Here is a 20,326-nt window from a genome sequence, read left to right as displayed (position 1 = left end):
TTCGCACTGTGACTGCCTGGCACTGCTGCGTAGCGTCGTTGCGCAAGCAGACACGCGCATGACGTCTTCTCCCGCGTCGCGGGCGAAGGCATCGCAGGCTGCGACCGCCGCACGCACCGCTGACGGGCTCCCGCGGCGGTCTGGTCGACTCAGTCGCAGTTGGGGCAGGGGCCGGAGACGGGCATCTCCATGAAGCAGGTCGGGCAGACCGCGCCGCGGCGAGCCTCAGTGGCCGCAGTCGCACGCGGCGTGCTCGCCCGAACGACCCGCGCCTTGGCCGTCAGCGTCGGCACCGCGTCAGCAGGCACGTCGGCTCCCCAGTGGCGGTAGCACTCGAGTCGCGCGGCGGCCGCGCTGTTCTCGCGCTCGAGCGGGTCGGTGATCGGGGCCTCGCCGGCGACACGTAGCGCCTCGTCGTAGCCGGCGCCGACCTGGCCGTCGTCCTTGCGGACGACCAGTGACGCGAGCGGCGGCTCGTTGCGCACGTGGTTGACCTTGACCAGATCGGCGAGCAGAGCACCGATCCAGTTGCGCATCTGCGACTTGGTCCGCAGTGACGAGCGACGCTGGACCTCCTCGGCGAGCTCGGAGTAGGTGATGACGGCGTTGTAGCGACCCGCGGTCTCCACGAGCACCTCGTAGGCGTGCTTCGCCCAGTAGGGCTGGGCGAACTTCGGAGTCACGAACGTCTCCTGGTCAGACATGGGCAGTCATCCGCTTCCTTCGTGGTGCAGTCGCCGAACCCCCAGTCTCCACCCTTCGCCTCGGCGGCCGTCACCCCACCCACCGACGAGCCAACCGCTTATCGCTCGGTGGACTCAGACGCAGCACCGATCCAGTCGATCATCTCGTCGGTCGTGGCGACCTGGGCGAAGAAGGTGCCGACCGTGGCCAGCGAGGCGCGCTGCACCTCGGCGACCTCCATCCCCGGCACCCCGCCGGTGGTCGTGGCGTCGCTGATGAAGAACGCGCGCACGTCGCGGACCATCGCCTCGCGCGCCGTCGTCTCGCAGCAGACGTTCGTCTCGATCCCGGTGATGATGATCGTGTCGACGCCGAGCAGCTCGAGCCGAGTCAGCAGGTCGGTGTCGTGGAAGGCGCCGAAGTGCGGCTTCTCGAGCACGTGGTCGGACGGGTCCATGACGAGCGACTCGTGGAACGCGGCGGTGCGGGACGTGCGGTCGAGCATCCCCTCCCGCACCGGCGGGAACATCTCCCCGAGGATCCCGAGATCGGCGTCCGCAGGCACCGCGTGCCGCACGTGGATGACCGGGATGCCGGCCACACGGCATACCTCCGCCAGGCGGTTGATGCGCTCGACCACGGCGCGCGCGTCCGCCCCGATCTCGACGAAGACGTTCTGGACGTCGATGGTGAGCAGGGCCATCCGGCGCGGGTCGACCTCGAACTGCATCATGGTGCGCCTTCCGGTCGCCTCGGCCCCTGGGTGCACGCTACGGCTCGACGGCCCATCGCCACCGGCGAATCGAACAGCAGCACCGCCACTCGTCAGGCGAGCGGGTCCCGGGTCGCGCGCGTCAGCACCGCCAGGCAGAGGGCGCCCACGCCACCCCAGAGCACGAACGAGCTTGCCCACCGTGCGTCCGGCTCACTCGGGAAGACGTCGACCCAACGCGAGAGCGGGTTCACGACGGCCAGCGCGATGACCACCGTCAGCAGTGCGCCACCGACCGCGTCCCCGGGCTCGGGCACGTTCCGACGCAGGCCGGCGGCCGCGGCGACGGCCACGAGCACACAGCCTGTCAGCCACACCATGACGCCGAACCGAGCGCTCGACCCGCTCCTGACCGCCAGAGCGGCGACCCCCATCGACCCCGCGACGAGCACCCCTCCGGCGACGACGAGTCGGGCTCGGCTGCGCCTCCACAGTGACGTGGGCGCGGCCCCCACTGCCTCGGCTGCCGCCTCGTCGAGGACGTATGCCGTCGCCGCGGCGAGGGCGGCCACGCCCACCACCAGCGTGGTGCCCGCGACGGCGCTGGTGGTCCACGTCGCCGCGACCCCGACGAGGAGCAGCCCGGCGACAGTCAGGGCCGCCACGGGCCGCCACGGGATGCCCGCTGCCGGCCCGAGCGTGCGAGTCGCGTTCACTTCGAGACGAGGACGACGCTGTGGCCGTCGGGGTAGGAGCGCACCGGCTCGCTGAGCCCGCCGGCGGAGGCCAAGCCGTAGGTGAGGACGGAGAGGGCGACGAGGACCACGCCGATCCGGACGAGACGCCGCCGCGTCCGACCCTCCGACCGCCACAGCAACGCGGCCAGGGCGGCAAGGCCGCAGAGCGTGAGGGTCCACGCGAGGTACCACGCCGGCGACCCGGTCAGGCTGGTGACCGCGACGTAACCCTGCGCTGCGTTAGTGAAGATGCCGAGGGGCTCGAACAGCCTGACCCAGCGGTACCACTCAGCTGGTGCTGACTCGGTGTTGGTGAAGACGCCGAGGACGCCGAAGGTCCACACCACCACCGCCAGCACGAGGACGGCTGACGCGCCGCGGAAGCGCCACCACCGGCCGGCAGCGACGCCGAGCAGGGTCCCGCCGACGGAGCAGGCGATCGAGTTCTGCACGAGGACCGTCGCGACCGCTGCGGGCGAGAAGGGGCCGTACATCCACTCCGGCGCACTCAACGCCGACGGGCCGATGGCGTAGTAGAGGACGAGCCACGCCGAGGCGACGAGGGCAGGGACACCAGCCATCAGGCAGAGCGCGGCCGTCCGGGTGGTGACGGAGGTGGGCGACGCCTCGAGCAGCTCGCCGGCCCTGTGGAAGGACCGCGTCAGGTGGTAGGCGGTGATCATCGAGGCCACCCCCACCGTCAGGGCGACGACGGGCAGGCTGAGCGAGTCGCTGGTGACCTGGTGTGCCTGCTCGTTGAGGGCCATGGCCGTGAAGACGACGCCGAGCGCCGTGCCCACGAGGAACATCGGGTGTCGGGCGAAGCGCCATGCCTCGATGCGGGCGAGCGCGGCGAACGGGCTGCGGTAGCCGCCATGCGGGGCGAGGGCGGTCGTCACGGCAAGGGCGTCCTGCGGGGTGGTGGTCATCACGCCACCTCCGCCGAGGTCGTGGCGTCAGCGGACGTGGGGGCGGTGGCGCCCCGCAGCAGCAGGTAGGCGTCCTCGAGGCTGGGCTCGACGAGCTCGGCGCCCCTCGGCACCGACTCCCCGACGTTGCGATAGCGCCCGGACGCGGTGCGCCACGACGCCTGCGCCGCGGCATCCGGGGCCGCGGCCATCCAGACCCGTCCGGCTGCGAGCGACACGAGCTCGGGCACCGTGCCGTCGAAGTGCACGCGCCCGGCATCGAGCACGACGACCCGGCGGCAGAGTGCGGCGACGTCCTCGGTCTGGTGCGTCGAGATGACCATGGTGGACGTCGCGGCGATGTCGGCGAGCACGCCACGCAAGGACGCGCGCTGCTCGGGGTCGAGCCCGGTCGTCGGCTCGTCGAGGACCAGCAGCTCCGGTGTGCCGAGCAGGGCCTGGGCCAGGGCGACCCGGCGCCGCTGCCCACCCGAGAGCCGACTGATGCGTTTCGTAGCGACGTCGCCGAGGCCGACGAGGTCGAGCACCCGTCTCACCTCCGTGGTGCGAGTCCCACGGTCGGCCCACTCCTTGAGGACCGCCATGTAGTTGACGAAGGCGAAGGTGGAGAACCCGCGCGGGAAGCCGAGCTCCTGCGGTTGGTAGCCGAGCCGCCGCCTGACCTCGGTGCGGGCATCCGGCTGGCTCGGGTCGCGGCCGAGGAGCCGCACCTCGCCGGCGTCGGGCCGCAGCACCGTCGCCATGACGCGGAGCATCGTCGTCTTGCCGGCGCCGTTCGGACCGAGCAGTCCGGTGATGCCGGGCCCGAGGTCGAGGTCGACGTCGTCGAGGGCCGCGAGGGAGCGGTAGCGCTTGGTGACACCGCGCAGGGAGACCGGGGTCGAGCCGGTTGTGGTCATGACGCGATCCTTCCGATCGTGCCGAGTCGCCGGGCTCGAAGGACGAGGACGAGCGGCCCGATGAGGAGCATGAGGAGGTAGAGGACGAGGTACTGCGGCGCGAAGACGGCCCAGATCGTGTCGAGGCGGGAGGCCGCGCCGGTGGCGAAGACCCAGGCGACGGTGATGGCGCTCGCCGGGCGCCACGGCCCGAACCACGTCGAGAGGGCGAGCACCGCCGCGGTGAAGCCCAGCGCCGGGAGGAGCCACACCCACGCCGCCGACTCGGGGAAGACGAACTGCCCGACGAGCACGACGGGGAGCGCCGCGAGGAGCACGGCGGCGGTCCGGAGCAGCAGCAGGCGAGCGAGCGGGTACGGCGCCGAGCTCTCCTGCTCGAGCGCCGGCCCGCCCTCGGGGCCGAAGGCCGTCGCCACGGCGAGCACCGGCACGATCGGCGCCACGACGAGGAAGATCATGACGCTGCCGTTGCGCGCGGCCACGGCCCCACCGACCGCGAAGGCGACGGCGAGGGCGACCGCGCAGATCCAGGATCCGCGCAGCGCCGGCGCCGCGGCCACGAGCATCGCGTCGCCGGGCGGAAGGCCGAGCCGCGCGAGGAGCCGCTCCAGCAGCGACACACGTGGCACCTCGATCTCGTCGCGCACGGCGGTCCAGACGGCCGCCAGGTCCGGCAGGTCCGGCAGGTCCGGTGCGTCCGGAACCTCGGAAAGCGCTGGTGGCCCAGGCTGCTCGAGACCTACCGCCTCCGAAAGCGGCGTGACCCCGGGAAGGGAGCCGACGGCATACGCCATCGGTGGCAGCTCGGCGGCGACGCTCGCCTGGCACTGCGGGCACCGCACGAGGTGCTGCTCCAGCGACATCGACGTGACGGCGTCAGCGTGGCCGTGGACCCACGCACGCAGGTCGTCCGGCCGCACGTGGCTCGTACTCATGACGAGGCTCCTTCCAGCAGGCTCGCCCGCAGGCGCGCCCTCGCGCGGTGGGCCCGCGTCTTGACGGTGTTCTGGGGGATGCCCAGCAGTCGCGCGGCCTCCCGGGTGGTGAGGCCGTCGAGCACGGTCGCCTGCATGACGGCGCGCAGCTCGGGGGACAGGGCGGCCATCGCCCGACCGAGATCGCCGTACTCGACGCCGAGGAGCAGCTCGTCCTCGGCGGTGGGCGCGGCAGTGCCGGATGCCCCCGGGTCGCGCAGGAGCACGACGTCCCGGCGCGACCGGAGACGGCTGACGAGCCGCCGGATCGCGATCCCCCACATCCAGGCGCCGACCTCGCCCGTCCCCTGGTAGCGCCGGGCCCCCTGCCACACGGCCACGAAGGTGTCCTGGAGCACGTCGGCCACGACCTCACGGTCGTTGCAGCGCCGCATCAGCCGGACCGAGAGCCACGGTGCGTGACGCTCGTAGAGCCTCTCGAGGGCGCCGACGTCCCCGGAGGCCAGCGCCTCGAGGAGGCTCTGGTCGTCGGGAGCGACGAGCGGTGACACATCTCTACTGTCGACCCGGAGGGCCCGATCGGTTCTCGGTATGGCGACGAAGCGCGGTGCGGGGCGTCAGCGGGGAGGCAGCTCGCCGCCCGTCTCGGTGGCGATGACGTGCATGACCGCGTTGATGAGGGCCAGATGGGTGAACGCCTGGGGGAAGTTGCCGAGGTGGCGCCCCGTGTGGGTGTCGATCTCCTCGGCATACAGCTCGAGCGGCCCCGCAAACGAGAGCAGCTTCGCGCACAGCTCGTGCGCCCGCTTGTGCTCGCCGATCTCCGACAGCGCCGACACGAGCCAGAACGAGCAGATCGTGAAGGTCCCCTCCTCGCCGGAGAAGCCGTCGTCCGTCTCGTCGACGCGATAGCGCAGCACCAGCCCGTCGACGGTCAGCTCGTCCGCGATGGCCAGCACCGTCGCTCGGATCACCGGGTGGTCCGGCGGCAGGAAGCGCACCAGCGGCGCCAGCAGCAACGAGGCGTCCAGCGCCGACGACCCGTAGTACTGCGTCAGCACCCCACGCTCGTCGACCCCGTGCTCGAGGATGTCGGCCATGATCTCCTCGGCGGCCAGCTCCCACTCCGCGGCCTGAGAGTCCTCCCCGATCATCGACGCGAGCTTCGCGCCGCGGTCGACCGCGACCCAGCACATGATCTTCGACGACGTGAAGTGCTTGAGCTCCCCGCGCACCTCCCAGATGCCGGCGTCGGGCTCGCGCCAGTGCTTGAGCGCCGTCCGCACCTGCTTGCCGAGGATCGGCCAGATGCGCCCGTCGAGGTGGTCGGCGACCTTCGAGTGGAGGTAGACCGAGTCGAGCAGCGCGCCCCAGACGTCGTGCTGCACCTGCGAGTGCGCGGCGTTGCCGATGCGCACGGGGCGCGACCCGGCGTACCCCGGCAGGTGGTCGAGCTCGAACTCCGGCAGCTCACGCTCCCCGCCGATGCCGTACATGATCTGCAAGTCCTCGTCGCGCTCGGCCATGTCGGCGATGAACGAGAAGAAGTCCACGGCCTCCCAGTCGAACCCCAGCGAGTACATCCCCCACAGGGCGAACGTCGCGTCGCGGATCCACGTGTAGCGGTAGTCGTAGTTCCGTTCCCCACCAATGGTTTCCGGCAGCGACGTCGTCGACGCGGCAGCGATCGCACCCGTCGGCGCATACGTCAGTCCCTTGAGCGTCAAGGCACTCCGCTGGAGGTAGCCGCGCCACGGGTGGTCGGGGAAACGGCCGCGCGCGAGCCAGTGCTGCCAGTGGTGGGCCGTCCACACGAGCCGCTGGTACGCCTGGCCGAAGTCGGTCGGAGGCGCCTTCTCACCCCACGAGAGCGCGATGTAGCGGACGTCGCCCTCCCTGAGCAGCGTTCTCGCAGCAGCCTGCCCACCCTCGAAGCCGAGCCGCAGGTCCGTCGTCAGCGTGAGCACCACGTCCGACCCCGCGCCGGTCGCTCGGCCCTGGTGGTAGCCCAGGTCGGTGTAGTCCCACGTCACCGGCTGGCGCCCGTAGTCGAGCACCGGCTCGCACTCCATCACCGTCTGCACCTCGCCCGACACGCAACGGATCGTCCGCAGCAGCGTGTGCTCGGCGTCGTAGTCCATCGGCGTGCGCCGGTGCTTCGGTGACACGTCCTCGTCGTGGCGCCACGGCCCGATGAGCAGCACGTCGCGGACGATGATCCAGCCCGTCGGGGTGCCCCAGCTCGTCTCGAGCACCATCGTGCCCGGCAGGTAGCGCCGCGCCGTCGGCACGCTGACGTCGGACGGCCCGAGCCGGAAGCGCCCCGAGTGCCGCCCGAGCACCGCCCCGAAGACGCTCGGCGAGTCCAGCCGCGGCAGGCACATCCAGTCGACGTCGCCGCCCGGCGCCACGAGGGCTGTCACCTCACCGTCGGACAGGAACCCGTAGTCCGCGATCGGGACCGCCTTCACGTGGCCCGTCGGCCCCGGCGAGCCTGTCGTGCGCGTCGGGGCGTGCGAGGTCGCGACGTCAGCAGATGCGTCCATGTGCTCAGAATCCTCGGCACCCGCCGGCATCACAAGACCCGTGTCGACCGATTCACGGCTACGGCGAGGCGCGGGCGGAGCCGAGGCAGTTGGCCTCCGCGCTGGTCCATGACGCCCGTCCAGCCGTGAGGAGTCACAACGTAGACGTCACCATCGATCGCACTGGTGAGGTGGTTGCTGTAGCGCCACGCCTGAAACCATCGGTGCTCGGCGATGGTGTCGATGACCCGGCCCTCGCGGCACACGACTGTCACCAGCAGGTGCGTGATCGGCCTCCAGCCCCGCGGCGTGCTTCTCGGCTCCGGGACGAGGTCGACCGCGACACTGCGCAGCCGCGCACCTGCGTCATACGGGTCCCAGCACGGTTGTGTTTCGGTCGGATCCGGCACCACGGAGGCGCCAACCACCTCCTGGGTCTCGAGCTCCAGGGCCGCGACCACGACACGACCGGAGACGAGCGGACACACGTCGTCGATGGATTGCAGGACGAGCTCTGGGTCCTCGAGCTCCCAACGCTCACGAGATCTGGTCATGGCTCGACCGTGCCAGCGAACTGGGTGTTCCCGTCGAGGTTGTCCCCAGCAGCGCGCCGCCGCACAGCGGTCGCTCTTCGCCTGTGGATGACACCCGCCCACGAGCGCTTCGCGGTGGTTGGCTCGGCTCCACCACTACTTGCTTCTGCGACCGGCACGGAGGACCGATGGGATACAGCACGCACTATCTCGGGCGACTCGACATCAGGCCGCGTCTGCGCGAGCCGGAGATCGAGTGGCTCCGTGCCTACGCCGAGCTCATCGACCCGCGAGAGCACGGCTACGACGTCCCTCTGAACCCGCGAGCCGAGAGAGCGGAACGAGCGCGCGGCTCGGGCAGGGGCGTTGCGCCGCTGAGCGATCCGGAGATCCTGACCCCGTGGGGGATGTGCGACTGGGTCCCCTGTGTCGAAGGGTGCTGCCTGCACTGGCGTGAGGTCGAGAAGTCCAACCACGCCGTGCCGTGGCTCGAGCACCTCGTCGGCCACTTCCTCGGCCCCGACGGCCTGGCCCGCGGCGCACGGGCTGACTTCGAGGACTTCACCTTCGACCACGTCGTCAACGGAGTCATCGCGGCCGAGCGTGGGGACACGCGCGAGCTCTACCTGATCCGTGCCGTCGACAACGTCATCACCACCGAGACTCTCGTCGCCGGTGATCCGTCAGGCTGGTGATCAAAGTGACTACAATGACCCATGAGGTGGTCACCATGGGCGGTCAACAGGTCGGGATCCGTGAGCTGAAGAGCCGGCTGAGCGAGTACGTCGACCGTGCCCGAGCGGGCGAGACGCTGGTCATCACCGACCGCGGTCGACCCGTCGCCGAGATCCGCCCGCTGTCCGGCCGCACGGCCCTCGAGACCCTCCTCGATGAGGGACTCGCGACGCGCGCACACCCCAAGCGTCCGTCACCCGAACCCCTCGCGGTCGACGGTGGGATCGGCGACCTCGTCGGCGACCAGAGCCGGTGATCCTTTACCTCGACACGTCGGCCCTCGTGCCCCTGCTCGTCGCCGAACCCACCTCGGCCCGGTGCCGGCGGCTCTGGGACGACGCCGACGACGTCGTCTCCTCCGTGGCCCTGCGACCGGAGGCCGCCTCCGCCCTGTGGCGAGCCCGACACTCCGGTCGCATCAGCGCCGTTCAGCACACCGAGCTGCTCGACCACCTGGCCGAGCTGACCGGGCAGATGCACCTCGTGGTCGTCGACGACCGACTGTCCAGGCGTGCAGCCGACCTGGCCTCGGCCCACGGCCTCCGGGGCTACGACGCCGTCCATGCCGCCACCGCCCTCATGGTCGTCGGGCAGGAGGGGCTGGCCGCCTCGGGCGACCGCTCGCTGCTCGCGACCTGGCAGGCGCACCTCGCGACCTGCGACATCGGCGCCGCGACGTAGGACGCCAGACGCACAGAGGGCGTATGCCGTCCGCTTCCGCAAGAGCCCGACAAGAGTCCCGCAAGGTCTCACGAATTCGGACATTCGGGCGCGTGCGCGGGTCTCCACTGGAGGGAGTCGTCCACCGACGACGCAGACTTCGGCGGTTGGCCCGTTGTGGTACGTGAACCGTCACGGGGCCCGAGCTCGCATCGCGAGGCGGGCCCCATCGTCATCCCCGGGCAGCCGCCACGCCGCGCTGAGTCACCTGATGACCCAATGCACAGTCGCCGCGGCCAGGGCCTCAGGCAAGCCCCCGTCAGGCGACGGCGATGTCGACGAGCAGCTCCGTTGCGAGGCGCTCGAGGTCGGCCCGCAGTGCCGCCGAGTCCGAACCGCCCGGCACCCGCACGACAACGTGCGCCTCGAAGAGCAGCCCGCCCGCCATCGGCGCCTCCCGCGTCCCGGTCGTCATCGTCTCGATCGACAGCTCGTGCCGGCTCAGCACCGACGACACCTCGCGGACGATGCCCGGGCTGTCGTTGCCGAGCAGGTCGATCGTGAGCCGTTGCGCGTCGGCGTCGTCAGCAACGCCCGAGGCGTCGGCGCCCGGATGGGCGGCCACCTCGAGCAGCCCGTCGAGCTCGCCCAGCGCGGCCGTCAGTGCATCCACCCGGTCACCGGGCACACCCACGACGACGATGCCGGCGAACTTGCCGGCCAGCTCGGCGAGCTGGCTGTCCTCCCAGTTGCCGTCGTGCGCGGTGACGACGTCCGCGAGGGCACTGACGAGGCCGGCGCGGTCGTCGCCGATGACGGTGAGCACGAGTCTGGGCACATCCGCAGCCTACTGATCGGGGCCCGCTCGCGCGGCAGGCCGCGCGACGTCAGGCCACGCGATGAGGCGGCCCACGGCATACGCCATCGGGGCGACGACGGCGGCTCGCCGTCAGGAGGTAGGCGCCGGGCCGGGTGCACCCGCTTCTTGAGTGCAACCCGGCCCGGTCAAAAGGTGGCCGCTCAGCTGGCGGCCTGGGCCCCGACGAGTTCATCCGGCTCGTCGGGGGGTCTGGGGGAGCCCGACGGGGTGTCGGGAGGGGTGTCGGACGGGCGACGCTCGGCGAGCCCGGCCATGCCCCAGCGCACCGCCGCCGTGCCGAGGTGCCCGAGCGGCCGCGCCACGAGCGTCGAGACGACGCCGGGCAGGGGGATGCCGAGCATCTCGCGCGCCCATCCGGGCAGCAGGGACACGCCTCCGGAGGCGAGGGTCCCGTAGCCCGGACGAGCGTAGAAGGGCAGTGGCGGGTCGAGCAGGAGGAAGCGTGCGGCCTCGCGGGCGGCCGGCGACGTCTCGAGCTCGGGACGGTAGGACGCGAGGACGGCCCGCAGCTCGGCGACCGAGGCGGGCGGGTCGATGACGCCGAGACGTCCGGCCGGGATGCCGGCCTGCGCGACGTAGACGTCGGCCTCGGCATCGGTCAGGGGCGTGTCGCCGAAGGTCTGGTAGCCGCGGAGGAACGAGTCGATCTCGGCGGCGTGCACCCACGTGAGCAGGTGCGGGTCATCGGCGCGGTAGGGCCGCCCGAGGTGGTCCTTGCCGCGCACCCGCTCGTGGATCGAGCGGACCATCGCGATGGCCTCCTCGGCGTGCTCGATCGTGCCGAAGGTCGTCGTCGCGAGGTAGTGGCTCGTGCGCTGGAGGCGCCCCCACGGGTCGCTCTTGTAGCCGCTGTGGCCGGCCACCCCGGCCATCGCCATCGGGTGGAGCATCTGGAGCAGCAGGGACGTCACGCCCGCCGGGAACATCGAGGCGTCCGCGTGCACCCGCCACACCGGGTCCGCGGGCGTGAACCACCGCTCGCCCTGGGCCCCCCAGATCCGCTGCGCGCGGTCGGGCGCATCATCGCCCGCGACCTTGCTGCGCAGCATGACGCCGAGCTGGCGCTGGACCAGCCGGGCTCCTGCGGTGGGACTCATGCTCGACAACATAACTGCAGGTCAGCGGCGCGCGGAAACGGCGTGTCCAACCTTTGTTCGCGTCAGCCCAGGGTGATGCGGATGCCGGCGCGCGGGCCACGCGGCCGCACCCGGTCGGTGACCGCGGCCAGGGCGTCACCGAGCCGCGCCATGACGTACTTGCGGCCCATGGCGCGTTTGACCGCGGCGACGCCCTCCGGGCTGCGGTCGACGACGGCCGTGCCGGCATACGTCGGCGCCCCGTCGGGCACGCGCCCGCGGATGTCGCAGGGGCGCAGCTCGACCCGGGCTGTGTGTGCGAGCCGCTTGAGCTTGCCGCTCGGGTCGACGGTGATGACGACGAGCTCACCGGCGTCGCGGGCGACCCACACGGGCGAGCTCACCGGAGCGCCCGTCCGGCGGAACGTCGTCAGCGACACGTAGCGGTTGGCGTTGACGACGTCGAGGTCGTCCGGCATGGGGCTCACGCCGTCAGCGTATGCCGTGTCGCCGGCTCCCAGCCCGTGTCGAGGACGTGCCCGGCGACGTCCTCAGGCGAGCGAGCGGAGCACCGCGACGACGCCGATGGCGAGGGCCGTCGCCGCCATGAGCGCCGCGGTCGTCGTCGCGGTCGTGCCGGCCCGTCCGGGGCGTCGCGCCAACGCTGCGGCCGTCGCCGTGAACGCGGCAAGGAGGAGGCCGAGGGTCATGAGGTTCGCCGCGTCGCCGCGTCGCTGCGAGGAGTCGACCGCCTCGTGCTGGGCGGCGAGGAGCCGGTCGTAGTCCGCCGGCTCGGACGTCACCATCGCGACGACGTCGGCCGGGACCCCGTCGGACTCGGTGGGCGGCGCCGTCATCGCGCCCGCGACCTGCGCCCACGTCGCCGCCGCGGCGGCGTCGGCTTTCGCGAGCTCGGGCTGGCCCGGCACGTCGTCTCCCACGGCGACGAACTGCCGTGCGAGAGAGAGCATCCCGAGCTGCACCTGCTCTTGCTGGCTCCGGAGCGCGAACGAGCTGTAGAGCTGGCTCGCGAGCAGCGAGCCCGTGATCGTCGTCGCCCGTCGTGACGACTCGGCGTCGTCGCGCGCGGACCCGCTCGAGAGCACGAGCTGGGCCGCGGTGAGGACCGGCAGCAGCAGCCACGCGACGAGAGCGACGCCGGCGGCCAGGCGCTGGGCCCGGGTCCGCTCCTGCCACGGCTGGGGCACCAGCCCGACGTCGTCGGCACCCTCAGGCGTGCCCTGGGCGTGCGGGCCCGTCGCCGCCTGCGCCCGGTGACGGTGGCCCGCCGTGCGTACGACGACGAACGCGGCCGCGGCGACGACCGACATGGCAGCGAGCCGCAACGCCCACGCCGCTCGGGCGTCACCGTCGGCGACGGCGTCCTGGACGCCTTGGGGGTCGGCCCCCGTCAAAGTGAGCGCGTCCGCGAGGCGCGAGCTCACGGCATACCCGTGGTCGCCTCGCTCGTAGTCCGCGGACAGCAGGGAGCTGCCCGCCTGCTGCAGCCCGGCCCGGAGCTCGCCCGCGGTCTTGCGCAGCGTCGCCGCCTCCGCGGCCGCGAGCCGGCTGCCGGGCGTTGCGAGACCCCGCGACGTGACCGCGTCGGACGCGTCCTGGTAGGCGTCGGCGCGCACCTCGAGCAGCGCGAGGTCGAGTGCGACCGGAGCCTGGTCCTGGTAGAGGTGACGCACCTCCTCGACGGTCAGGGCCATGGAGCGGGTCTCGAGCCGCGTCGACTGCAGCCAGTCGCCGCCCGCCTGGGCAGCCAGCCACGTGCCACCGGCGAGCAGCGCCGCGACGAGGACCGAGACGGCGACCTGCGCCGGGTTCGAGCGGATCCGCGCCGCCCACCCGTCCAGCCGGCCGGCGGCGCGTTCGGCCGGTGAGTCGGGGCCGCTCACCGGGGTGCCTCCTGCGTCATCGGCTCGTAGGTCACCGCTCCGAACCTGCCGACGAGGACGAGGTTCTCTCCCTCCCGCGACCACCTGTACGTCTCCTTCGACAGGTCGTCGAGCGGGCGCCCGTCGTAGCTGCCGGACGGCGAGTCAGGGTCGTGGAGGGTCTGCACGCCGCCCTGCGGGGTCAGCGTCAGCGTCGGGCCGGTCACGTCGACCACGCCCTTGGTGCCGATGTCGAACTCGAAGGTGCCGCTCGAGCGCGACTGCATCATGACCTCCGCCCGCTCGAACCGGCCGTCGGGCCGGAAGGTGTAGAGCACCTCGGCCGATCCCTGGTCGAGGCTGCGCCACGTGCCCTCGAGCTCGCCCGGGACGACCGCGTCCGGCACGGGGGCTGGGGTGGAGGTCGAGGTGGATGCCGGGGCTGGAGTCGACGTCGGGAGCGGCGTTGGAGGGCGCGTGACCGTGACGGTCGCCGGGCTCGGCGTCGCACCCGGCGGTGCCGTCGAACACGCGGAGAGCGACGACGGGACCACCGTCACCGCGGCGAGCGCGAGCATCGCGGTCCGGCGCCACCGGGTCCGGTCCGGTCGTTGCGAGGTCATGTGGTGGTCCATCTGCTCGGGCATCGGGCTCGCCCTCCTCGTACCGGGCGCCTCGACGGTGCCCCTTCTGATCTGACGGTCGAGCGGGGCCGGTGATACGTGCCGACGGCGCCCCGTCGCCGGGCGGCGTGCGCACAATGGGCCATGGCGCTCGCGCTCTGCCTGCTGCTCGACCGCAGGTCCGACCGCGCCGTCCGCGCACTCTGGGAGCGGCTCGAGGAGGACGGCGTCCCGACGCTGCTCTCCCACACCCACGGCCACCACGTGCCCCACCTGTCGTATGCCGTCCTGCTGACCTGGGACCAGGAGGCGGCCGGCGCCGCCGTGGCCGGGCTGGGCCACGGCGGGCCGGTCGAGGTCTCGGTGCAGGGCACGGTCGTCTTCCCGCGCGGACGCGTGGCGCTCGCCGGCTCGGCCTCGGTCGCTCTCGCCACGCGGCAGGCCCGGGCGGTCGAGGCGCTGCGTCGGACCGGCGCCACGATCCACCGGCACTACGAGCCCGGACACTGGATGCCGCACGTGTCGGCCACGACCGGGGTGCCCGGGGCGCGCCTGCAGGTCGTCGTCGACGCGGTGTCCGACCGGCTGCCCCTGACGCTCCGGTGCGACCGGGCCGCTCTCATCGACACGACCGACGGCACGACGTGGGACCTGTCCGGAGTGCCCTGACGAGACCGGTATGAGTACCGGTGCCCAGTATCGACAGGGGCGCCCGCGTCTCTTCTCCCCGACCAACCAAACCTTCGGGGAGAGACACACGACCATGCGCATCAGCTTCACGCCCGCCGAGAACGGCTTCGCCTTCAGCAACGGCTTCACCAACCACGTCCTGCGGATCCCGGCCGTCGGGGTCGACATCACGACCCGCGGCCGCTGCGGCGGCATGGCGGCCGCCGCCATGGACTACTGGTACGCCGGCCTCGCCATGTCAACGAACGGCACTCTGCCGCAAGACGGCTCGCTCGTCGCCGATTACATCTACTCCCGGCTCATGGACACCTTCGTCGACAACGGCCTGACGTTCGTCCAGTACGCGACGAGCCTCGACCACCCGACGTGGCTGCGCGGCAAGGGCGTCGCCCGGATGACCCGCGAGGACGAGCTGCCCAAGCTCAAGGCGCGTCTCGACTCCGGCCAGCCGGTCCTGCTCGGACTCACCCAGGCCCGCTCGGTCACCGAGCTCGGCAACGACCACCAGGTCGTCGCGTACGGCTGGGAGCAGGACAGCCGCTACACCTACGTCCTCGTCTACGACAATAACAACCCGGGCCAGGAGGTGCGGCTCAAGCTCACGTCGGTGGACGACCCGGCCGAGCGCGCCATCACCGGCAGCAACGGCAAGACGTGGCGCGGGCTCTTCGTCGAGAGCTACACCCGCAAGGTGCCGGGCTACCTCGCCGACGGCCGCGTCATCCACGACTCGACCGACCCGCGCATCATGGTGATCCGCGGTGGGGGCCAGTTCTGGGTGCCGTCACCCGCGGAGTTCGACGCGTGCGGGCTGCGCTGGGACGCCGTCGTGTCGGCCAAGCCCGGGTCGATGGCCCACGTCGCGACCCACCCCGGCAACGGCACGCTCGTCCGCGAGCGCGGCACCGACCCGATCCACGTCGTCTACGGCGGCAAGGCCTTCTGGATCCCGTCGCCCGAGGTCTTCGAGGGTCTCGGCCTCGACTGGGGCAAGGTCCGCGAGATCCCGCAGGGGTCCCTCAGTGGCCTGCGCCAGATGCCGCTCGACCGAACCCTGCTGCGCGAGCGGTCCGCCGACCCGGTGTGGCTCGTCGACGGCGGCCGCCTGCGTCACGTCACGAGCCAGGCCGTCATGGACCGGCTCGGCCTCGAGTGGGGCTGCGTCCGCGTCGTCCCCGACGGCGCTCTCACTGGTCTCGCAACGGGGTCGCCGATCAGCTGAGAAGGCATAGGGGACTAGTCACTTCTGGTCCGTTTGTGCCATCTTGCGTCATTTCCACGAACTGCGCCGACACCGGCGTGTCACTCTGGCGCGGTCGCCCTGGGGCGGGACACTCGTTCCCAGGAAGACCAAGACTTCGACGGTTGGCCCGTTGTGGTACGTGAACCGTCACTGGTAGCCCGGACTCGCGAACGCGAGCCGGGCTCCAACACTTTCCGGGGTGTTTCGTGTCGACGCCGCCCCGGCGCCCGACCCGACGGTGACGCGGATCTCGCCGACCGCCAACGGTTTCCGGACTACCGTGAAGATCATGAGGCGCCTCGTCGCACCGTTGGTCGCCGGCGCCGCGGTCCTGTCCGTGGTGACGTTGCGCTGGTCTGCGCTGCACTGGGGCGCGACGACCGAGGAGACGCGCGAGCACCTCCCGGGCGACGAGATCCTCCCGGTCGCCGGCCTCGTGGCGACGCGCGCCATCACCATCGAAGCGCCGCCCGAGGACGTCTGGCCGTGGGTCGTGCAGCTCGGTGCCGATCGGGGCGGCTTCTACAGCTACGACCGGCTCGAGAACCTCGCCGGCTGCCGACTGCACAGCGCCGACGCCATCGCCCCCGAATGGCAGCAGCTCGCCGTCGGTGACCTCGTGCGCCTCCACCCGCAGGTCGCCCTCGCCGTCGCCTCGGTCGAACCCGGGCGCTCACTCGTGCTGCACGCCGCGCCGGCCGTGCCCGGCGACCCGGAGGCCGCGCCGTACGACTTCACGTGGTCGTTCGTCCTGCGCCGGCACCCGCACCGCGCGACACGGCTCATCACCCGCGAGCGCTTCGCCTACACCCACCGCTGGTCGCCGCTCCTCGTCGAGCCGGTCTCGGCCGCGAGCTCCCTCATGAGCCAGAAGATGCTCCGCGGCATCCGCGACCGCGCCGAGCGCGCGGCCATGGCGTAGGCCGCACTCCGTACGCGTGACATCGCGACTCAGGCGGCCGACGCCTCCGGGGCGACCACCCGCCGTCCCCTCGCGAAGTAGGCGAGCGGTCCGACGAAGTTGATCGCGATGATCGCGGCCCACCTCCCCTTGCTCCCCACGATCTCGCTCGCCGGCCGTCGGGCCAGGTCGGCCCATGCCGTCGCCGCCAGCGACAGCTGCACGCAGCCCGCGACGAGGATCGCCCGCTGCTGGCCGCTCGTCAGGTCCGACCACTTCTTCTGTGCCATGACCCCTCCTCAGGGACGGTGGAGCTCTCGGTGCTGGAACGCGGGTCGCAAGACGGATGCAGGATCGACCCCTCAGCGCAGGATCGCCCGGAAGGCGTCGAGGAGGATCTCGAGCTCCATCTCGCCGACGACGAGCGGGGGAGCGATGCGCACCGTCGAGCCGTGCGTGTCCTTGACGAGGACGCCGTGCTCGAGAAGTCGGTGCGACGCCTCGCGCCCGGTCATGAGGCCCGGGTCGAGGTCGACACCGGCCCAGAGGCCGCGACAGCGCACCGCGTCGACGCCGTGCCCGATCAGGTCGCGCAGCCCGTCGTCGAGCAGCGCGCCGAGGTGCCTCGCCCGGTGCTGGAACTCGCCGGTCGAGAGCAGTCCGACGACCGCCTGCCCGACCGCCGCCCCGAGCGGGTTGCCGCCGAAGGTCGACCCGTGGCTGCCGGGCGTGAAGACGCCGAGCACGTCACGGTCCGCGACGACCGCCGACACCGGGACGATGCCGCCGCCGAGTGCCTTGCCGAGGACGTAGATGTCGGGCACGACGCCCTCGACGTCGCAGGCGAAGGTCGTGCCGGTGCGACCGAGCCCCGACTGGATCTCGTCGGCGACCATGAGCACGTTCCGGTCCCGGGTCAGCCGGCGCACGTCGCGCAGCCACCCGTCCGGCGGGAGGATGACGCCGCCCTCGCCCTGGATCGGCTCGAGGAGCACGGCGACGGTCTCGTCGGTGATCGCGGCCTCGAGCGCCTCGAGGTCACCGAAGGGCACCATGTCGAACCCGGGCGTGTAGGGGCCGTAGTGGTCGTGCGCGAGAGGGTCGTCGGAGAAGCTGACGATCGTCGTCGTGCGGCCGTGGAAGTTGCCGGCCATGACGACGATGCGGGCCCGTCCGTCCGGCACGCCCTTGACCTCGTAGCCCCACCGTCGCGCCGTCTTGATCGCCGTCTCGACGGCCTCGGCGCCGGTGTTCATCGGCAGCACGAGCTCCTTGCCGGCGAGGGTCGCGAGGTCCCTGCAGAAGGGCCCGAGCCGGTCGCTGTGGAAGGCGCGGCTCGTCAGCGTCAGCCGGTCGAGCTGCGACCGGGCCGCGGCGACGAGCGTCGGGTGGAGGTGACCGAAGTTGAGCGCCGAGTAGCCGGCCAGCGCGTCGAGGTAGCGGCGGCCGTCGACGTCGGTCACCCAGGCGCCCTCGGCAGATGCGATGACGACGGGTAACGGGCTGTAGTTGTTGGCGATCCAGCTCTGCGCCAAGGAGACGTGCTCGTGCGTGGTCCCGGTTCGTGCCGCCGTGTCGCTCACCCTTCGATCGTGGCACCGGCCCGCTCCGGCGGCGGCCGAATGTGACTCGAAACCGGGGTGATCCCGCTCTCGGACCATCGCCGCCACGACGCCCCGGTGGCACACTCGAAGAGGCGGGTCCCGCAGCCAGGACTACCCGTGGTGAGGTGTGTCGGTCACGTCGGTGACCCAGCCGTGGAGATGGCCATGAGCACCACCAGCCCCAGCACCGACACTTACCGTGCAGCCCGGACTCGCGTCGTCATCCTCGGCGCGGCCGGCCGGGACTTCCACGACTTCAACGTCGTCTTCCGCGACGACCCTGCCTCCGAGGTCGTCGCCTTCACCGCGACGCAGATCCCCGACATCGACGGCCGCCGTTATCCGCCCGAGCTCGCGGGATCGCTCTATCCGCAAGGCATTCCGATCGTCGCGGAGTCCGAGCTGCCCGACCTCGTCGAGCGGGAGCACGTCGACGTCGTCGTCTTCGCCTACTCCGACGTGCGGCACGAGCAGGTCATGCACCTCGCATCACGCTGCATCGCCGCCGGCGCCGACTTCCGTCTCCACAGCGCCCGGCGCACGATGCTGCGCAGTACGAAGCCCGTGGTAGCCGTGACCGCCGTGCGCACGGGCGTCGGCAAGAGCCAGACGACGCGCTACCTCGCCCGGCTGCTCCTCGACCTCGGCCAGCGCGTCGTCGCGGTCCGACACCCGATGCCCTACGGCGACCTCGCCGCCCAGGCGTGCCAGCGCTTCGCGACCTACGCCGACCTCGACCGCCACGACTGCACGATCGAGGAGCGCGAGGAGTACGAGCCGCACCTCGACGCGGGCGTCGTCGTCTACGCCGGCGTCGACTACGAGCGGATCCTCCGCGAGGCCGAGCAGGAGGCCGACGTGATCCTCTGGGACGGCGGCAACAACGACCTCCCCTTCTACGTCCCCGACCTCCACGTCGTCCTCGCCGACCCGCTGCGACCCGGCGACGAGGCGGCCTACCACCCGGGCGAGGCCAACGTCCGGATGGCTGACGTCGTCGTCATCGCCAAGTGCGACTCGGCCCGCACCGCCGACATCGAGGCCGTCGAGGCATCGGTGCGCGCCCTCAACCCCCGTGCCACGGTGCTGCGCGCCGACAGCCCGGTCACCGTCGACGATCCCGCCGCCGTCCACGGCCGCCGAGTCATCGTCGTCGAGGACGGACCGACCCTGACGCACGGCTCGATGACCTACGGCGCCGGCGTCGTCGGCGCGCGCGCGGCCGGTGCCGCCCTGATCGTCGACCCGACCCCGTATGCCGTGGGGTCCATCGCCGCGACCTACGCGAAGTACCCGAACGCGCGAGGCGTCCTGCCGGCCATGGGCTACGGCGGCGGCCAGGTGCGCGACCTCGAGGCGACGATCCGGTCGGCCGTCGTCGCGGGTGAGTGCGAAGCCGTCGTCAGCGGCACGCCCATCGACCTCACCCGGGTGCTGACGGTGCCCGCACCCCTCGTGCGGGCTCGCTACGAGCTGCGCGAGATCGTGCCCGGTGGCCTCGCGGCCGCGCTCCGGACCGCGCTACCCCTCGACGTCCAGGACGTCCTCGGCACCCATGCGGGTTCCACGTTCGCCGGGAGCGCGTCATGACCACGCCGACCGGACACCTGCCCTCCGACTCGCGAGACCACCGGACCGGCCACGAGCTCGACCCCCGTGCGCCCGTACCCCAGCGAGGCCGGCGTGCGGGCTACGCCGGGTCGCTCCTCACCAGCCTCGTCATGCTCCTGCTCATCAACGTCTGGCCCGGCTGGGAGGTCGTGCCGTTCCTCACCCCGCGCACGGTCCTCGTCATCGGCGCGATCAACGCCTCGATCATCGCGAGAGCCATCGCCGACCTCGTCAACGTCGTCGTCGACCAGCCCCGTCCGCGGGCCTTCGGCGACATCATCTCCATCGGCTTCGGCCTCATCGCCCTGGTGCAGATGTGGCAGGTCTTCCCGCTCGACGTCATCGGCACCGGCTGGGAGGTCGTCGCGCGCGTGCTGCTCGCGATCGGCGTCGTCGGCAGCGTCGTCGGGATCGTCGAGGCCATCGTGCGGCTCGTCACGGGCCGCTTCCCGAGGATGTGATCGTC

At 71.9% G+C, this 20,326-nt stretch carries 25 protein-coding genes; 9 read left to right on the top strand and 16 right to left on the bottom strand.

Annotation, left to right across the window (positions count from 1 at the left end; all coding sequences use genetic code 11):
- Nucleotides 1–149: 149 nt before the first annotated feature.
- The 9 genes from ASE25_RS04450 to ASE25_RS04410 form a co-directional block, all read right to left on the bottom strand.
- Nucleotides 150–704 (bottom strand): hypothetical protein, encoded by a 555-nt coding sequence (locus ASE25_RS04450; protein WP_056823075.1) that lies wholly within the window; start codon nt 702–704, stop codon nt 150–152.
- 98 nt (nt 705–802) lie between these two features.
- A complete protein-coding gene (locus tag ASE25_RS04445; RefSeq protein ID WP_056823072.1) occupies nt 803–1,417 on the bottom strand; it encodes an isochorismatase family cysteine hydrolase in 615 nt (204 codons plus the stop codon).
- Between the two features lie 92 nt (nt 1,418–1,509).
- Nucleotides 1,510–2,112: a hypothetical protein gene (locus ASE25_RS04440; protein ID WP_056823070.1), complete on the bottom strand. Its 603-nt coding sequence runs from the start codon at nt 2,110–2,112 to the stop codon at nt 1,510–1,512.
- Entirely contained in the window at nt 2,109–3,062 is a 954-nt protein-coding gene (locus ASE25_RS04435) for a hypothetical protein (RefSeq protein WP_056823068.1), read from the bottom strand. The genes ASE25_RS04440 and ASE25_RS04435 overlap by 4 nt, the downstream gene beginning before the upstream one ends.
- Nucleotides 3,062–3,961 carry an ATP-binding cassette domain-containing protein gene (locus ASE25_RS04430; protein WP_056823065.1) on the bottom strand — a complete coding sequence of 300 codons (900 nt, stop codon included), beginning with the start codon at nt 3,959–3,961 and terminating at the stop codon, nt 3,062–3,064. The genes ASE25_RS04435 and ASE25_RS04430 overlap by 1 nt, the downstream gene beginning before the upstream one ends.
- Nucleotides 3,958–4,896 carry a hypothetical protein gene (locus ASE25_RS04425; RefSeq protein ID WP_157623311.1) on the bottom strand — a complete coding sequence of 313 codons (939 nt, stop codon included), beginning with the start codon at nt 4,894–4,896 and terminating at the stop codon, nt 3,958–3,960. Before ASE25_RS04425 ends, ASE25_RS04430 begins: the two co-directional genes overlap by 4 nt.
- Nucleotides 4,893–5,447 (bottom strand): RNA polymerase sigma factor, encoded by a 555-nt coding sequence (locus tag ASE25_RS04420; protein ID WP_056823058.1) that lies wholly within the window; start codon nt 5,445–5,447, stop codon nt 4,893–4,895. The genes ASE25_RS04425 and ASE25_RS04420 overlap by 4 nt, the downstream gene beginning before the upstream one ends.
- A 66-nt stretch (nt 5,448–5,513) precedes the next feature.
- Nucleotides 5,514–7,442 (bottom strand): glycoside hydrolase family 15 protein, encoded by a 1,929-nt coding sequence (locus ASE25_RS04415; RefSeq protein WP_157623310.1) that lies wholly within the window; start codon nt 7,440–7,442, stop codon nt 5,514–5,516.
- A gap of 29 nt (nt 7,443–7,471) precedes the next feature.
- On the bottom strand, nt 7,472–7,975 hold the full coding sequence (locus ASE25_RS04410; RefSeq protein ID WP_056823057.1) for a hypothetical protein: 504 nt from the start codon (nt 7,973–7,975) through the stop codon (nt 7,472–7,474).
- 167 nt (nt 7,976–8,142) lie between these two features.
- Between ASE25_RS04410 and ASE25_RS04405 the strand changes: the two genes are divergently transcribed.
- From ASE25_RS04405 to ASE25_RS04395, 3 genes are read left to right on the top strand one after another with little or no spacing between them, the layout of a single operon-like run.
- Nucleotides 8,143–8,649, top strand: a complete 507-nt coding sequence (locus ASE25_RS04405) for a hypothetical protein (RefSeq protein ID WP_056779247.1) — start codon at nt 8,143–8,145, stop codon at nt 8,647–8,649.
- A gap of 14 nt (nt 8,650–8,663) precedes the next feature.
- Nucleotides 8,664–8,945, top strand: a complete 282-nt coding sequence (locus tag ASE25_RS04400) for a type II toxin-antitoxin system Phd/YefM family antitoxin (protein WP_200958966.1) — start codon at nt 8,664–8,666, stop codon at nt 8,943–8,945.
- Nucleotides 8,942–9,370 (top strand): type II toxin-antitoxin system VapC family toxin, encoded by a 429-nt coding sequence (locus ASE25_RS04395; protein WP_056823054.1) that lies wholly within the window; start codon nt 8,942–8,944, stop codon nt 9,368–9,370. Before ASE25_RS04400 ends, ASE25_RS04395 begins: the two co-directional genes overlap by 4 nt.
- A gap of 298 nt (nt 9,371–9,668) precedes the next feature.
- On the opposite strand, the gene ASE25_RS04390 is transcribed toward ASE25_RS04395, so the two are convergent.
- The 5 genes from ASE25_RS04390 to ASE25_RS04370 all read right to left on the bottom strand — a co-directional run bounded on the left by ASE25_RS04390 (nt 9,669) and on the right by ASE25_RS04370 (nt 13,595).
- Nucleotides 9,669–10,187: a glycine cleavage system protein R gene (locus ASE25_RS04390; RefSeq protein ID WP_056823052.1), complete on the bottom strand. Its 519-nt coding sequence runs from the start codon at nt 10,185–10,187 to the stop codon at nt 9,669–9,671.
- A 182-nt stretch (nt 10,188–10,369) separates the two neighbouring features.
- Entirely contained in the window at nt 10,370–11,326 is a 957-nt protein-coding gene (locus ASE25_RS04385) for an oxygenase MpaB family protein (RefSeq protein WP_056823885.1), read from the bottom strand.
- A gap of 62 nt (nt 11,327–11,388) precedes the next feature.
- On the bottom strand, nt 11,389–11,784 hold the full coding sequence (locus ASE25_RS04380) for a PPOX class F420-dependent oxidoreductase (RefSeq protein ID WP_056823049.1): 396 nt from the start codon (nt 11,782–11,784) through the stop codon (nt 11,389–11,391).
- Between the two features lie 72 nt (nt 11,785–11,856).
- Complete coding sequence (locus ASE25_RS04375) at nt 11,857–13,209, bottom strand: hypothetical protein (RefSeq protein ID WP_056823048.1); 1,353 nt, start codon at nt 13,207–13,209, stop codon at nt 11,857–11,859.
- Complete coding sequence (locus ASE25_RS04370; RefSeq protein ID WP_056779232.1) at nt 13,206–13,595, bottom strand: hypothetical protein; 390 nt, start codon at nt 13,593–13,595, stop codon at nt 13,206–13,208. Before ASE25_RS04370 ends, ASE25_RS04375 begins: the two co-directional genes overlap by 4 nt.
- A gap of 70 nt (nt 13,596–13,665) precedes the next feature.
- Between ASE25_RS04370 and ASE25_RS04365 the strand changes: the two genes are divergently transcribed.
- The 4 genes from ASE25_RS04365 to ASE25_RS04350 all read left to right on the top strand — a co-directional run bounded on the left by ASE25_RS04365 (nt 13,666) and on the right by ASE25_RS04350 (nt 16,666).
- Nucleotides 13,666–13,887, top strand: coding sequence for a hypothetical protein (locus ASE25_RS04365; protein ID WP_056823046.1), 222 nt, complete (start codon nt 13,666–13,668; stop codon nt 13,885–13,887).
- Nucleotides 13,888–13,955: 68 nt separating this feature from the next.
- Nucleotides 13,956–14,480, top strand: coding sequence for a 2'-5' RNA ligase family protein (locus tag ASE25_RS04360; RefSeq protein WP_056823045.1), 525 nt, complete (start codon nt 13,956–13,958; stop codon nt 14,478–14,480).
- Nucleotides 14,481–14,574: 94 nt separating this feature from the next.
- Entirely contained in the window at nt 14,575–15,723 is a 1,149-nt protein-coding gene (locus ASE25_RS04355) for a hypothetical protein (protein ID WP_056823043.1), read from the top strand.
- 310 nt (nt 15,724–16,033) lie between these two features.
- Nucleotides 16,034–16,666 (top strand): hypothetical protein, encoded by a 633-nt coding sequence (locus ASE25_RS04350; RefSeq protein ID WP_056823881.1) that lies wholly within the window; start codon nt 16,034–16,036, stop codon nt 16,664–16,666.
- Nucleotides 16,667–16,695: 29 nt separating this feature from the next.
- On the opposite strand, the gene ASE25_RS04345 is transcribed toward ASE25_RS04350, so the two are convergent.
- On the bottom strand, nt 16,696–16,935 hold the full coding sequence (locus ASE25_RS04345; protein ID WP_056823041.1) for a hypothetical protein: 240 nt from the start codon (nt 16,933–16,935) through the stop codon (nt 16,696–16,698).
- Nucleotides 16,936–17,007: 72 nt separating this feature from the next.
- Complete coding sequence (rocD, locus tag ASE25_RS04340) at nt 17,008–18,228, bottom strand: ornithine--oxo-acid transaminase (protein ID WP_056823039.1); 1,221 nt, start codon at nt 18,226–18,228, stop codon at nt 17,008–17,010.
- A 186-nt stretch (nt 18,229–18,414) separates the two neighbouring features.
- Here rocD and ASE25_RS04335 point away from each other — a divergent pair, with 186 nt between their 5' ends.
- Entirely contained in the window at nt 18,415–19,839 is a 1,425-nt protein-coding gene (locus ASE25_RS04335; protein ID WP_056823878.1) for a cyclic 2,3-diphosphoglycerate synthase, read from the top strand.
- Entirely contained in the window at nt 19,836–20,321 is a 486-nt protein-coding gene (locus ASE25_RS22645; protein WP_056823037.1) for a hypothetical protein, read from the top strand. Before ASE25_RS04335 ends, ASE25_RS22645 begins: the two co-directional genes overlap by 4 nt.
- Nucleotides 20,322–20,326: the final 5 nt, after the last annotated feature.

Origin of the sequence: Terrabacter sp. Root85, assembly GCF_001429185.1 — a bacterium.
Lineage (GTDB): Bacteria > Actinomycetota > Actinomycetes > Actinomycetales > Dermatophilaceae > Terrabacter.
The sequence above is the reverse complement of the archived record's forward strand: the minus strand, read 5'-3'. Positions and strand labels throughout refer to the sequence as shown.